Source organism: Vibrio sp. 11986-1-5 (genome assembly GCF_963878025.1).
GTDB classification, from domain to species: domain Bacteria; phylum Pseudomonadota; class Gammaproteobacteria; order Enterobacterales; family Vibrionaceae; genus Vibrio; species Vibrio injensis.
Genome location: NZ_CAWNVW010000007.1, coordinates 16,081 through 29,677, shown reverse-complemented (window position 1 = coordinate 29,677; position 13,597 = coordinate 16,081). Strand labels below are relative to the sequence as shown.

The following is a 13,597-nucleotide window of genomic DNA, read 5'->3' as shown; positions in this document are numbered from 1 at the left end:
GCCACCAATAACGCAAAAAACGACCGTAATTAATGCTCAAAATAACTCCAACTGACTCAATAAGGTGCATCCATACTCGCTATTTGCGCTCACACTCGCCTGACGTTGCTCACCCTCGTAGCGAAGCGATATCGTTAAATCTGGTGTTGGCAATAAACCTTGACCTTTTTCAGGCCACTCCACCAAGCAAATAGCATCCTCGGTAAAATAATCACGAATTCCCATAAATTCGAGTTCTTCAGGATCCGCCAATCGATAAAGATCAAAATGATAAACCTGCCAATCCGCTAACTGATATGGCTCAACTAACGTATAAGTCGGGCTTTTCACATTTCCTTCATGGCCTAACGCCCGAATGAAACCGCGACTTAAGGTGGTTTTTCCTGCGCCTAAATCACCGTAAAGATAAATTGTCGTCTGCTGGGTACATAATTGAGCTAAGCGCATTCCTAGCATTACCGTCTGTTGTTCATCTTTTAAAGTAAAGGTTTTTATGCTCATGAATCGGATCTCTAAAGCGTCTAGCTAGCACTATATAAAAATAAAAAGAGAACGAATAGTAAACTGGGTTAGTTTTAAGAGACAAGCTCTGTTCTGTAAGTAAACAGAAAAATCTTTATATCAAATCGAATATCATTATCGCTAGCCACTCACTGGCTGGATCAATAGGACGAGATCCGTTAAGATCCGCCGCCCAATAACGATGACCAATACTGATAATGGATCTCCATTCACTAGCCGAACAAATCAAACAATGGGCGAAAGAACTCGGCTTTGATAAAGCAGGGATCTGCGACGTCGATTTAAGTCAACATGAAGCCGCCTTACAAGCATGGTTAGATGCCGGATATCATGGTGAGATGGAGTGGATGGCTCGCCATGGCATGTTACGTGCCCGTCCAGCAGAACTATTACCCGGCACACTTAGAGTGATCAGTGTCCGTATCAACTACCTTCCACCACAAGCGCAATTTGCTGCAAATTTATCGGATCCGACCCAAGCTTATATCAGTCGCTATGCACTTGGACGTGATTATCATAAATTGGTTCGTAATCAACTTAAAAAATTAGCCGATAAAATCGAGCAAGAAATCGGCCAATTGGGTTATCGCCCCTTTGTTGATTCAGCACCTATTTTAGAAAGACCTCTGGCACAAAAAGCGGGGCTAGGCTGGACGGGAAAACATTCTTTAATTCTCGATAAAGAGGCAGGGTCATGGTTCTTTTTAGGGGAATTGCTTGTTGATATTCCTCTGCCAGTCGATACACCTTCAGCGAATCAATGTGGACAGTGTCGCGCATGTATAACCTCATGCCCAACTGGCGCTATCGTGGCAGAAGGAGTCGTCGATGCTCGACGCTGTATTTCTTATTTAACCATTGAATATTCTGGCGTGATCCCTGAAGAATTTCGAACAGCAATAGGTAATCGTATCTATGGCTGTGACGACTGCCAACTCGTCTGCCCTTGGAATCGTTTTGCTGATCTCACCCAAGAAGAGGACTTCCATCGACGAGCAGTGTTAAATAATGCCGATCTTGTTACTTTGTTTTCATGGGATGAGAAAACCTTTTTACACCATATGCAAGGTTCTGCCATTCGTCGTATTGGTCACCAACAATGGCAACGTAACTTAATTATTGCGATGGGTAATGCACCTTACTCACAAAGGATCATCGATACTTTGGAGCAAAAAATAGGGGAAAGTGAGCTGTTAGATGAACATATCGCATGGGCATTAACGCAGCAGCGGGAGCAGTTAGCCAGCGTTACTAATAAACAGCAAAGGTTGATTCGAATTATTGAAAAAGGCTTACCGAGAGATGCGTGAGCATGAAATGGCACAACCCTATTGATGTACATTCTTTGACGCACTTCGCAAATTCTTAGGTGTGGAAAAAATATTAAATAAGACAGCGTTTGCTAAACTTCAAAAAAGTTAATCACATTAGCAGAAAATGACAAGGATCAATGAAAATACAGTTAATGATCGTTCACAACGTTCTAAATGGACAGGGAGAGCACAATAATTACAATTAAAATCATCAACTTAACAGAGAACACTTAGCTATAATACGCCTAACCAATAGCCAAAAGATCGTTTTTATAACTCCCTGAGCTCAAGCTAAAAACACGTTACACACCAAGTTATCCACAAAATAAAAATGTGGATAAGTCTGTGTACAGATAAAACAAGGCCTGCCTACAGCAGCGGTAGACTCTACTTTCGGTCATATTTCTAATGCGATTTCTGGCCAACATTTTCTTGGCAGAAAATAAGACGATTATCTTGATGGGTTATGCTTCACAGCATGATAAAGAGCGTTGAGATATTGTCAATTTTTAAGAATAGACAGAAAAAACCACGCCATGGCGCAGTTTTTTGTTTTTAAATTGGTTGCGGGGGCCGGATTTGAACCGACGACCTTCGGGTTATGAGCCCGACGAGCTACCAGGCTGCTCCACCCCGCGTCCGTATTGCTCATCGTTAAGCACGATGTAAGCTTTGAAACTGAGTGACTGCCGCCTGTCACTGCTAAACGCAATGAAAGCTTGAATCTGAATCGACACACGAGGTTCACTCTCTTTAAACAAAAAAGAGTGACCTCAACCTTAGCAAGGTTGCGCTCTATCAACTGAGCGAATGTCGCATCTCATTGCTAAGCGCAACGAAAGCTTGAAATTGGAGCGACACACGAGGTTCGAACTCGTGACCTCAACCTTGGCAAGGTTGCGCTCTACCAACTGAGCTAGTGTCGCATGTCATCGTTAAGCACGATAAAAGCTATTTATTTGGTTGCGGGGGCCGGATTTGAACCGACGACCTTCGGGTTATGAGCCCGACGAGCTACCAGGCTGCTCCACCCCGCGTCCGTATTGCTCATCGTTAAGCACGATGCAAGCTTTGAAACTGGAGCGACACACGAGGTTCACTTTCTTTAAACAAAAAGGCGTGACCTCAACCTTGGCAAGGTTGCGCTCTATCAACTGAGCGAGTATCGCATCTCATTGCTAAGCGCAATGAAAGCTTGAAACTGGAGCGACACACGAGGTTCGAACTCGTGACCTCAACCTTGGCAAGGTTGCGCTCTACCAACTGAGCTAGTGTCGCATGTCATCGTTAAGCACGATAAAAGCTATTTATTTGGTTGCGGGGGCCGGATTTGAACCGACGACCTTCGGGTTATGAGCCCGACGAGCTACCAGGCTGCTCCACCCCGCGTCCGTATTGCTCATCGTTAAGCACGATGTAGGCTTGAAACTGGAGCGACACACGAGGTTCGAACTCGTGACCTCAACCTTGGCAAGGTTGCGCTCTACCAACTGAGCTAGTGTCGCATGTCATCGTTAAGCACGATAAAGGCTATTTATTTGGTTGCGGGGGCCGGATTTGAACCGACGACCTTCGGGTTATGAGCCCGACGAGCTACCAGGCTGCTCCACCCCGCGTCCGTATTGCTCATCGTTAAGCACGATGTCAGCTTTGTAACTTTACCGTTTTATCGCTATCAGCAATAAAAACTAATCTGGAGCGACACACGAGGTTCGAACTCGTGACCTCAACCTTGGCAAGGTTGCGCTCTACCAACTGAGCTAGTGTCGCATCAACAACGTTTTGCGCTGTTCAGGGCTGCGAATTATAAGTGCATTTTTTTGTGATGCAAGTAGTTAAAGTAAAAAAAATCATATTTCTTTTCGTATGGCGATAAAAAAAACCACTTAATCAAAAAACACACAAATCTAGATTAAACTGCAGCCACTCGATTTAGGGAGATAAGGCAACCATAGCTTCATTCTTCCTTCGACAGCGACGATTTTCAGATTTTAAAAACGTGAGATCGATAAAATTTCAGTTCTGCGATGGATTCGCGAATATCGTCTAAGGCAAGATGAGTTCCTTGTTTACTGAATCCGGCAGCAATGTCTGGCTGCCAACGGCGAGTAAGTTCTTTAATCGTACTCACATCAATACAACGATAATGGAAATACACTTCTAGATCTGGCATATGTCGATAAAGAAAACGTCGGTCCTGACCAACACTATTACCACAAATCGGTGAGGCACCAGAAGGCACCCAGTGTTTTAGGAAATCAATCGTCTGTTCTATTGCTTGAGCTTCATTGATTGCACTATGACGAACCCGTTCGACCAAACCGCTATTAGTGTGCGTACGAGTGCACCACTCATCCATTTTCTGTAACTCAGTATCCGATTGATGAATAGCTAATACAGGGCCTTCTGCCAATATATTGAGTTGACTATCGGTAACAATAGTTGCAATTTCGATGATCTTATGGACATCAGGGTCTAACCCGGTCATCTCCAGATCAATCCAAATCAAGTTTTGATCACTAAAAGACATATAATTAAGTGCCTATAGGGGTTTGCCAATAAAAAAGGTACTATAACCTAAATTCCCCTCACCAAGATACCGCTGTGCAGCGCGCAGTGATAAATTGAGTGGGGCACCGTACTAAGTTAAAAAACTTAAAGTGAAAAACTGTGACAAAGAAAAAAAAACTCACTAAAGGTCAAGTGCGCCGAGTTAGAAATAATCAGCACCGCAAGTTAAAACAAGAAGAGTCCGTACAATGGGATGAATCGATGCTGGAAAATGCTAAGTCTGGTCTAGTGATCACACGATTTGGTCAACATGCGGATATTGAAGATCCCGACACCAAGATCATTCATCGATGTAATTTACGTCGAGGGATCGAGAGTTTAGTGTGCGGAGATCAGGTAATTTGGCGCCCCGGCGTAGAAACGCTAGCTGGAATTTCAGGCGTAGTCGAAGCCGTAGAACCTCGCAGTTCGGTTCTGACTCGCCCAGATTATTATGACGGCCTAAAACCCGTCGCCGCTAATGTTGAACAAATGATCATTGTCTCTTCTGTCTTACCTGAGTTATCGCTAAATATCATTGATCGTTATTTGATTGCTGCAGAAACTCTATCGATAGCTCCGGTCATCGTTCTCAATAAAGTTGATTTGCTCAGTGAGGCGCAGCGGACAGATTATCAACAACAACTGGCGGCTTACCAAGATATTGGCTATGACGTTATTTTTGTCAGTAAAGAAAGTGGCGAAAATATAGCATTATTGGAGAGCAAATTAAGTCATAAAATTAATATTTTTGTCGGTCAATCCGGTGTAGGTAAATCAAGCTTAGTCAATGCCTTGATGCCTCAACTCGGTATTATTGCCGAAGAAGGTAAAATCTCTGAGAACTCAGGGCTTGGACAGCATACGACTACCGCAGCTCGCTTATATCACATCCCATCGGGTGGTGATTTGATTGACTCTCCGGGTATTCGTGAGTTTGGTTTATGGCACTTAGCCGCAGAGGAAGTGACCAAAGCCTATATAGAATTTCGTCCCTATTTAGGTGGATGTAAATTTCGTGACTGTAAACATGGGGATGACCCAGGTTGTTTGCTAAGAGAAGCCGTCGAAAACGGTAAAATCAGTGCACAACGCTTTGATAACTATCACCGTATTATTGAGAGCATGTCGGAAAATAAAGCCAATCGACAGTATTCTCGTAATAAAAAAGCCGACCAACAATAGAATGTCAACGAGTGAACAGAGTCTGATGACACGCTGATCATTTTTCAGTACCATTTCGCGCCAAAACAAAGATGATAGATTGGAAATAACATACGATGGATAAATTTAAAGTTAGGCTGCAATATTGGCTGCCACAACATGCTTTAACCCGTTTAGTCGGTAAACTCGCGTCAGCGAAGGCAGGCAGTCTAACCACCGCCATCATTCGCTGGTTTATTAAACAATATAATGTCAACATGAGTGAAGCGTTACATTCCGATCCGAAGCACTTTGCGACATTTAATGAATTTTTTGTCCGTGAGTTAAAACCAGGCCTGCGCCCGGTAGTAGAAGACGAAACGACATTAGTTCACCCAGCAGATGCCTGCGTTAGTCAATTTGGTCCAATAACTGACGGACAATTAATTCAAGCAAAAGGTCATCATTACTCCGCTCAAACTCTACTTGGCGGTGATGCTAAACTGGCTGAAGAGTTTCGTGATGGTGAGTTTGCCACTCTCTACCTATCACCACGAGATTACCATCGAGTACATATGCCATGTGACGGTACATTGAGACAAATGATCTACGTGCCCGGCGATCTGTTTTCTGTTAATCCGCTAACAGCAGAAAATGTCCCCAATTTGTTTGCCCGTAACGAACGCGTTGTCTGTATTTTTGATACCGAATTTGGCCCACTGGCTCAAGTACTGGTCGGTGCAACCATTGTTGGCAGTATCGAGATGGTATGGGCAGGAACCATGACTCCGCCGCGCGGTAATACGGTGTATCGTTGGGATTACCCAGCCGAAGGTGTTAATGCTATCCATTTGAAAAAAGGCCAAGAAATGGGTCGATTTAAGTTAGGATCAACCGTTATTAATTTATTTGCGAAACAACAGATTCGCTTCGATAGTAGCATGCAATTAAATACGCCAACGTTACTCGGATCTGCCTACGCCCATAAAGCCTAATCAAGTCCCGTCCCCTTTCCCAAACGCTTTACAATAAGTCTGATCTCCATTCTTGCACAATAAGAGTGGAGCTTATGCTGACGGTGAGCTTGATCTTTCTACTGACGAACTGTGTCTAAGCTAACAATTTTTCACTCGCCATTACGATCTTTTCATAGCAATGCTTTACCCTAGATAACATTCGGATATTTTTGCAAAGGACGCTCTTATGTCAACGTTATCGACCGGGTTACTGACTCGGCTAGCGATCTGTTTTTTTATTCCTGTCGGCGTACTCTTACTCCCCATCGACATCATTCCTATTGATGAATTAACGCTCGTTCAGCATCGCTTATTGGCCATTTTTTTACTTGCCGCCCTACTCTGGGTTTTAGAACCGGTCCCTGTTTTTGCTACTTCGATTCTGATCATTGCTCTATTATTAATTATGATTTCAGACAAAGGGTTACATTGGTTCCGCTCTCCGATTGAACAACATGAAGTGGGACATTTAATTCCTTACACCGACATTCTTGGCGCCTTTTCTTCACCGATCATCATTCTGTTTATGGGTGGATTCGCCTTAGCGATCGCAGCGTCGAAATACCAACTGGATAACAACTTAGCACGTGTATTACTACGTCCTTTTGGTCATCAGCCCAAATTTATTATGCTTGGACTGATGCTCATCACCTCGGTATTCTCAATGTTTATGTCGAACACGGCGACGACAGTGATGATGTTAGCTCTGCTTGGTCCCATTGTCGCCTCAGCTCCAAAAGGTGAGCTGGGCATTAAAGCCTTAGTGTTATCCATTCCCATAGCTGCTAATACTGGGGGGATAGCAACACCAATAGGAACGCCTCCGAATGCGATAGCGCTACAATATTTAACGGGAGAAAATAGCATTGATTTTCTTTCTTGGATGATGATGGGCTTACCCTTTGTCATTGTTCAATTAACGATTGCTTGGTTTTTATTGCAATATCTATTTCCCTCATCTCAGCAACAAATGACGTTAAAATTACAGGGAACCTTCCAACGATCTTGGCGAGCCATCGTTGTGTATATCACTTTTGCCACAACGATTTTATTGTGGATGAGTACCACTCTACATGGCATGAATACTTATGTTGTCTCAATTATTCCACTGGCCGTATTTACGCTAACAGGGATCATGGGCAAAGAAGAGCTTAAACAAATAAACTGGGATGTCCTTTGGTTAGTTGCAGGCGGCATTGCGATCGGTATTGGACTAGAGCATACCGGCCTTGCGGTTGCTTTGGCTCATGCCATTGATTATGAAAGCTTATCTCCTATGTTTATCGTCATTTCACTTTCAGTGGTCTGCTGGTTGATGGCAAACTTCATGTCTAATACAGCAACAGCGAACTTGTTAATGCCAATTGCAGCAGCCATTGGTGTGTCTATGTCTAGTTTAACTGAAGTAGGCGGTCTACAAGGGTTATTAGTGGTCGTCGCGTTCTCGGCATCCTTGGGCATGATTCTTCCAGTCTCGACGCCACCCAACTCATTGGCTTATTCAACAGGCCTGATTGAAAGTAAAGATATGGCCAAAACCGGATTAATTCTTGGATTGGTCGGATTATGTATTGTATACATCGCCACTTGGGCATTAAATTGATGCAATGGGAGCGTAACGTCAACCGATGGCAGTAGTAAAACAACGAAGGTAACCAATGTTGATCCATAGACAACATTCTTCTTATTGATAGGGAGAATCATTGATCTTAACCTACTGCAAAGGGGAAAAAGTGTAGTAAAATTACGCTAGTTTTTTATTTCTCATTACCATGAATTTGACGAGGTTATAATTATGTCTGCTAAGAAGCCAATGGCTCTAGTGATCCTTGACGGTTGGGGCTACCGTGAAGATAACGCCAGCAATGCGATCAACAATGCGCACACACCTGTACTTGATGGATTAATGGCAAATAATCCTCATACGCTTATTTCTGCCTCAGGCATGGATGTTGGCTTACCTGATGGTCAAATGGGAAACTCTGAGGTTGGTCATACCAATATCGGCGCTGGCCGTATCGTTTATCAAGACTTAACTCGAATCACAAAATCAATTACTGATGGAGAATTCCAACACAACGAAGCGATTGTCAATGCGATTGATAAAGCGGTTGCTGAAGGTAAAGCGGTTCATCTCATGGGATTGATGTCGCCAGGCGGTGTTCACTCTCACGAAGATCATATCTATGCCGCCGTGGAACTGGCAGCTGCTCGTGGTGCTGAAAAGATTTATCTCCACTGCTTCCTTGATGGACGCGATACTCCGCCACGCAGTGCAGAAGGTTCACTGGCACGCTTCCAAGACCTCTTTAGCAAGCTCGGTAAAGGACGTATCGCTTCTCTGATTGGTCGTTATTATGCTATGGACCGTGATAATAACTGGGATCGCGTTGAGAAGGCTTACGATCTGCTTACTCAAGCAAAAGCAGAGTTCACTTACGACTCTGCCGTCGCTGGTCTTACCGCTGCTTACGCACGTGAAGAAAACGATGAGTTCGTAAAAGCAACAGAAATCCGCAGTGCAGATCAAGAATCAGCAGCCATGCAAGACGGTGATGCGGTACTATTTTTGAACTATCGTGCTGACCGTGCTCGTGAAATTACTCGTACCTTTGTCGCCGATTTTGATGGCTTCACTCGTCAAGTATTCCCTAAAGTCAACTTCGTAATGCTAACGCAATACGCGGCAGACATTCCACTAGCAACAGCTTTTCCACCAGCGTCACTGGATAATACCTATGGCGAATGGCTATCTAAAGCCGGTAAAACCCAACTGCGCATTTCCGAAACTGAGAAATACGCCCACGTGACTTTCTTCTTTAACGGTGGCGCAGAAAACGAGTTTCCTGGTGAAGAGCGCCAGCTAGTCGCCTCTCCAAAAGTCGCGACTTACGATCTGCAGCCAGAAATGAGCTCTAAAGAACTCACTGATAAACTGGTTGCGGCAATCAAATCCGGTAAATACGATGCGATCGTTTGTAACTATCCAAATGGTGATATGGTCGGTCATACTGGTGTTTATGAAGCGGCGGTTAAAGCTTGTGAAGCGGTCGATGAATGTATTGGCCGAGTAGTTGAAGCAATTAAAGAAGTCGATGGTCAGTTGCTCATTACCGCAGACCACGGTAACGCTGAAATGATGATTAACCCAGAAACTGGTGGCGTACATACCGCACATACCAGCTTACCCGTCCCACTGATTTATGTCGGTAATAAGTCAATTACTCTTAAAGAGGGGGGTAAACTGTCGGATCTCGCACCAACCATGTTGGCGCTAACTGACATGGAAATTCCTGCTGATATGTCAGGTAAAGTGCTTTATTCATAACGCTTATTCCTAATATACAATTTTTAACGCATTGATCCCCTTAAATTCACCATTTAAGGGGATTTTTTATCGATGACTTTTACCTAACAATTTCTTACTTAGCATCACTATCATCGTGAGTTGTCGCCAACGATGAATAGCTTTAGACTCAAACTACCGCTTCTCTCATCCATGATCTATTTATGACCTTTTCTGAGCTTAACTTGGATTCTTCTCTACTTGGTGCCCTACCCGCTGAGTTACAGACTCCGACCACAATCCAACAGTTGGCGATTCCTGTTATTTTGTCTGGTCGTGATCTGCTCGCTCTCGCTCAAACGGGCAGCGGTAAAACCTTCGCTTATGGCTTACCGTTATTACAGAAAACACTCCCAACAACAGCCTACATTCAAACGTTGATCATCGTCCCTATTCGTGAACTGGCAAGCCAAGTCAGTCAACAACTTAGCTTGGTGGCAACACCGATGAACATTGATGTCTGCGCACTTTGTGGAGGTGTAGATCAACAATCACAACAAGAACGATTAATACAAAACCCCCAGATCATCGTTGCTACGCCAGGACGATTATTGGATCTTATTGAGCAACAGATCATCAACCTATCATCGCTACAACATCTGGTACTGGATGAGGCCGATCGACTATTAGAGATGGGATTTTGGCCCGATGTACAGCGGATCATTAACCATTTACCGACTCAAAAACAGACTCTGCTATTCTCTGCTACCTTATTGCCAGACCTTGAAGAGAAAGCTCTGCAACCATTAAAAGAGCCAATAAAAATCAGTGCTAGCCCACCTAATCAAACGGTGCCCGAGATTGATGAGCAACTGTACTTAGTCAATAAAGGCAGTAAGGCTCAAGTCTTGATTGGGTTACTCAAACAACATCATTGGCCTCAAGCCTTGGTCTTTATTGGCGCTCGAGATAATGCAGAGGCACTAGCTAAAAAGCTGCTTAAAGCGGGGATTCGTGTTGCTGCACTCCATGGCAATAAAGTTCAAACGGAACGTGAACAAATCTTAGCTCAATTTAAACAACAGAAAATTGAGGTATTAATCGCAACCGATGTCTTGGCAAGAGGCATTCATATTGAGAAGCTTCCTGTCGTTATCAATTTTGATTTACCGCCAAGTCCGGCAGTGTATATTCATCGTGTTGGACGAACCGCACGGGCAGGTAAAGCCGGCCTTGCGATATCTTTAGTCTGCCATAATGAAAGTGTCACTCTCGATGCGATTCGCCAGCTCACTCAACGTCCCCTTGTGTTGCAGACGTTGGCCGATTTTCCCGTTACTGATCAACCCGCTACTGCTGCGCCAAAACGTCAACCACGAGATAAGCAAGCCAATCGACGGAGTGCTCAAAAACGCAGTGTGAAACAGTTTCAATCAAAATCATCGCGCTAAACCGGCGTTTGTTAACAACAAATGAGCAGTATGACAAAAAACCGCACAAAGTTTACATTATGCTGCTCGCCTGATAGGTGACTTTGAGTATACTGAGCATTCAACAATTTTAATGGTAATGATTGCTCAAACATGACGTTGTCTATTTTAAATCTTGCTGTACGATTATTCTCGATATACTTAGCGATCACCATTTCATCGGGTGCGGCTCACGCCGCTTCGCCACAAGAGCTGTCTGGTGTCAAAAACGAAATCTCTCGTCAACAGCAATCACTGAGTCAACGACAAAAAGAGCTGGATCAATTACAGCGTTCGCTCAGACAGCAAGAGCTGTCTATTTCTCAGCTAGAAAATCAAATTAAAAATACCCAGCGCGATTTAGTGACCGCTAATGACAATCTCGCCAACATTCAAAAAAACCGACTTGAATTAGAACAGCAGCGCCAGCAACAGACCGAAAAGCTCACCCAACTGTTACAGACTTACTATGTGACTCAACGAGCACTGGCCAGCGGCGATCTCCTCAAAAGTGGCGTCGAGCAAGACAGAATTAGTCAGTATTATCAACATTTGGCCAAAGCGCGTACGGAAACCTTACGCAGTTTACAAACGACTCATCAAGCGCTCAACGAAAGTGAAAGACAACTGCAACGCGAGCGCGATCAAATTGCCGTCTTATTACAGCAGCAAACGGATAAACGCGATAAGTTAGCCAGTACTCAAGCAGAACGACGTAAGACTGTCAATACCATTCAGCAAAGTATCTCGGGTGATCAAGTTTATCTTGCCGAACTGCAACGTAATGAAACTCGCTTAAAAGCAGAAATCGCCAAAGCAGCGAAACGTAATGCGGTACCGATGGATGGGCTGACTCAACAACGGGGGAAGCTACCTTGGCCGCTGCAAGGTAACGTGTTACATCAGTTTGGAGAGAAACAAACCGGTCAAGTCGATTGGAAAGGCATGGTGATCAGCGCCAATTATGGCCAAGCTGTCAAAGCAGTCTATCCAGGAACCGTTGTGTTTGCTGAATATTTACGTGGTTATGGATTAGTAATTTTACTCGATCACGGTAAAGGTGATATGACCTTGTACGGTTATAACCAATCACTCATGAAAAAAGAGGGCGACAAGGTCGTCGCCGGGGACACACTGGCCTTAGCCGGTGATACAGGAGGACAATCTCGTCCCGCGTTGTACTTTGAAATTCGTCGTAATAGCCGGGCAGAAAACCCACGCCAATGGCTGACTCGCTAAACCAATCATGCGTGTCAACTATAATGAAGATCGATAATAAATATCAACCATCTCAATCAGTTGATTTAATTGCGACTTAGCTAGACGATTTATGCCTCCCGCCGCTTCTCGCCCACCACCAGTAACAAACTGAGCACAAATAGCGCCTGCGCCTTGTTTATTCGCTAAAGGAGCACGCAACGACACAGTATAGCTTTCACTGTCGGCTTCAGTGAGCACCAAGTGGGCGTGATTCGGTTGCTGATTAGCCAGTAGATTTCCTAATACTCCACTGACGCGATGTGAGGCCGGTTGATCGGGTAAAATAAACACTCGCAAAACCTGACTTTGATAATATGCCTTCAGATCTTGCGCCTGCGCTATATCTTGTTGATAGGCTTGCTTGAGGCGATAGTAGGGAGAAAGCTGATCGTCGATGAGCATAAAAGGGCAAGGATAATGCAATAAACTTCGCAGCAGTTCTGCGGGATGGAAATGCAGATCTTGTAACCTTTGCCCATAGCCATTGTAATTGAGTAAAGTTCCGATTGATTGCAACTGGTTAGTTTGAGACGTCGTTAGTCCAGCTTGTGACGCAAGCTGATTGGCGGTCGCGATCAAATTATCACCATAAGCAGCGGCAATCGCCCAATGATGAAAACGGCCCGCCAGTAATCGATCAATGATCAAGCCTGTACAAATATTGGCGTTTAAATCAATGTGAGTGGTTAAATTAGCGTGGTAAGGAACATCACCGGACTGATGATGATCCGCATAAAACACTCTTGCCCCTTCGTTGAGAAGGCGCTGTAAATCAAGCGTATTCTTTGCCATCGAGATATCGAGCACGACCACAGAGTCACCGGGATTAACCGTTAGTTTTCTGAGTAACTGTATATCTCGCTTCACACCAGTGACTAGCTGACTTTCGATAGGCTCGGCTAAACGCAGTTGTAATAGCGCGATGATGCCATCAGCATCACCATTAAAAACATCATAGTGCATGGTTATTCACAGGGGTATTTAGCGGACATAAGCACACTTTATCTAAATCGAACAATAATGGGTAAGATAAAAACG

The 13,597-nt window shown here is 44.2% G+C and carries 10 protein-coding genes and 9 tRNA genes; 7 read left to right on the top strand and 12 right to left on the bottom strand.

Annotated elements, in window-relative coordinates:
- Positions 1–36: 36 nt before the first annotated feature.
- Positions 37–501 (bottom strand): tRNA (adenosine(37)-N6)-threonylcarbamoyltransferase complex ATPase subunit type 1 TsaE, encoded by a 465-nt coding sequence (gene tsaE / locus AACS00_RS02625; protein WP_110168399.1) that lies wholly within the window; start codon positions 499–501, stop codon positions 37–39.
- A gap of 218 nt (positions 502–719) precedes the next feature.
- Between tsaE and queG the strand changes: the two genes are divergently transcribed.
- Positions 720–1,832: a tRNA epoxyqueuosine(34) reductase QueG gene (queG, locus tag AACS00_RS02620; RefSeq protein ID WP_110168398.1), complete on the top strand. Its 1,113-nt coding sequence runs from the start codon at positions 720–722 to the stop codon at positions 1,830–1,832.
- Between the two features lie 564 nt (positions 1,833–2,396).
- Here the strand turns inward: queG and AACS00_RS02615 are convergent.
- The 10 genes from AACS00_RS02615 to orn form a co-directional block, all read right to left on the bottom strand.
- Positions 2,397–2,473, bottom strand: a tRNA-Met gene (locus AACS00_RS02615).
- Between the two features lie 212 nt (positions 2,474–2,685).
- Positions 2,686–2,761: transfer RNA gene (locus tag AACS00_RS02610), tRNA-Gly, on the bottom strand.
- Between the two features lie 34 nt (positions 2,762–2,795).
- Positions 2,796–2,872 (bottom strand) — tRNA-Met (locus AACS00_RS02605).
- 41 nt (positions 2,873–2,913) lie between these two features.
- A tRNA-Gly gene (locus tag AACS00_RS02600) sits at positions 2,914–3,004 on the bottom strand.
- Between the two features lie 33 nt (positions 3,005–3,037).
- Positions 3,038–3,113 (bottom strand) — tRNA-Gly (locus AACS00_RS02595).
- 34 nt (positions 3,114–3,147) lie between these two features.
- Positions 3,148–3,224, bottom strand: a tRNA-Met gene (locus AACS00_RS02590).
- Between the two features lie 40 nt (positions 3,225–3,264).
- A tRNA-Gly gene (locus AACS00_RS02585) sits at positions 3,265–3,340 on the bottom strand.
- A 34-nt stretch (positions 3,341–3,374) separates the two neighbouring features.
- Positions 3,375–3,451: transfer RNA gene (locus AACS00_RS02580), tRNA-Met, on the bottom strand.
- A gap of 78 nt (positions 3,452–3,529) precedes the next feature.
- Positions 3,530–3,605: transfer RNA gene (locus AACS00_RS02575), tRNA-Gly, on the bottom strand.
- A 214-nt stretch (positions 3,606–3,819) separates the two neighbouring features.
- The gene (gene orn, locus AACS00_RS02570) at positions 3,820–4,365 is read right to left on the bottom strand and encodes an oligoribonuclease (protein ID WP_072671263.1); all 546 of its coding nucleotides are present in this window, start codon (positions 4,363–4,365) and stop codon (positions 3,820–3,822) included.
- Positions 4,366–4,505: 140 nt separating this feature from the next.
- On the opposite strand from orn, the gene rsgA reads away from it, so the two are divergent.
- The 6 genes from rsgA (at position 4,506) to AACS00_RS02540 (ending at position 12,538) form a co-directional block, all read left to right on the top strand.
- A complete protein-coding gene (gene rsgA / locus AACS00_RS02565) occupies positions 4,506–5,570 on the top strand; it encodes a small ribosomal subunit biogenesis GTPase RsgA (RefSeq protein ID WP_110168397.1) in 1,065 nt (354 codons plus the stop codon).
- 95 nt (positions 5,571–5,665) lie between these two features.
- Positions 5,666–6,523: an archaetidylserine decarboxylase gene (asd, locus tag AACS00_RS02560; protein ID WP_110168396.1), complete on the top strand. Its 858-nt coding sequence runs from the start codon at positions 5,666–5,668 to the stop codon at positions 6,521–6,523.
- 208 nt (positions 6,524–6,731) lie between these two features.
- Complete coding sequence (locus tag AACS00_RS02555) at positions 6,732–8,147, top strand: SLC13 family permease (protein WP_110168395.1); 1,416 nt, start codon at positions 6,732–6,734, stop codon at positions 8,145–8,147.
- 192 nt (positions 8,148–8,339) lie between these two features.
- Positions 8,340–9,872, top strand: a complete 1,533-nt coding sequence (gene gpmM / locus AACS00_RS02550) for a 2,3-bisphosphoglycerate-independent phosphoglycerate mutase (RefSeq protein ID WP_110168394.1) — start codon at positions 8,340–8,342, stop codon at positions 9,870–9,872.
- Between the two features lie 182 nt (positions 9,873–10,054).
- Complete coding sequence (locus tag AACS00_RS02545) at positions 10,055–11,281, top strand: DEAD/DEAH box helicase (RefSeq protein WP_110168393.1); 1,227 nt, start codon at positions 10,055–10,057, stop codon at positions 11,279–11,281.
- A 132-nt stretch (positions 11,282–11,413) separates the two neighbouring features.
- A complete protein-coding gene (locus AACS00_RS02540) occupies positions 11,414–12,538 on the top strand; it encodes a murein hydrolase activator EnvC family protein (protein ID WP_110168392.1) in 1,125 nt (374 codons plus the stop codon).
- A gap of 18 nt (positions 12,539–12,556) precedes the next feature.
- Here the strand turns inward: AACS00_RS02540 and AACS00_RS02535 are convergent, their stop codons facing one another.
- Complete coding sequence (locus tag AACS00_RS02535) at positions 12,557–13,522, bottom strand: DHH family phosphoesterase (protein WP_110168391.1); 966 nt, start codon at positions 13,520–13,522, stop codon at positions 12,557–12,559.
- Positions 13,523–13,597 lie beyond the last annotated feature (75 nt).

Excerpts from the sequence above, each read along its gene's own strand:
- tsaE (WP_110168399.1), bottom strand. The coding sequence starts at position 501 with ATGAGCATAAAAACCTTTACTTTAAAAGATGAACAACAGACGGTAATG.
- queG (WP_110168398.1), top strand. The coding sequence starts at position 720 with ATGGATCTCCATTCACTAGCCGAACAAATCAAACAATGGGCGAAAGAA.
- orn (WP_072671263.1), bottom strand. The coding sequence starts at position 4,365 with ATGTCTTTTAGTGATCAAAACTTGATTTGGATTGATCTGGAGATGACC.
- asd (WP_110168396.1), top strand. The coding sequence starts at position 5,666 with ATGGATAAATTTAAAGTTAGGCTGCAATATTGGCTGCCACAACATGCT.
- AACS00_RS02555 (WP_110168395.1), top strand. The coding sequence starts at position 6,732 with ATGTCAACGTTATCGACCGGGTTACTGACTCGGCTAGCGATCTGTTTT.
- gpmM (WP_110168394.1), top strand. The coding sequence starts at position 8,340 with ATGTCTGCTAAGAAGCCAATGGCTCTAGTGATCCTTGACGGTTGGGGC.
- AACS00_RS02545 (WP_110168393.1), top strand. The coding sequence starts at position 10,055 with ATGACCTTTTCTGAGCTTAACTTGGATTCTTCTCTACTTGGTGCCCTA.
- AACS00_RS02540 (WP_110168392.1), top strand. The coding sequence starts at position 11,414 with ATGACGTTGTCTATTTTAAATCTTGCTGTACGATTATTCTCGATATAC.
- AACS00_RS02535 (WP_110168391.1), bottom strand. The coding sequence starts at position 13,522 with ATGCACTATGATGTTTTTAATGGTGATGCTGATGGCATCATCGCGCTA.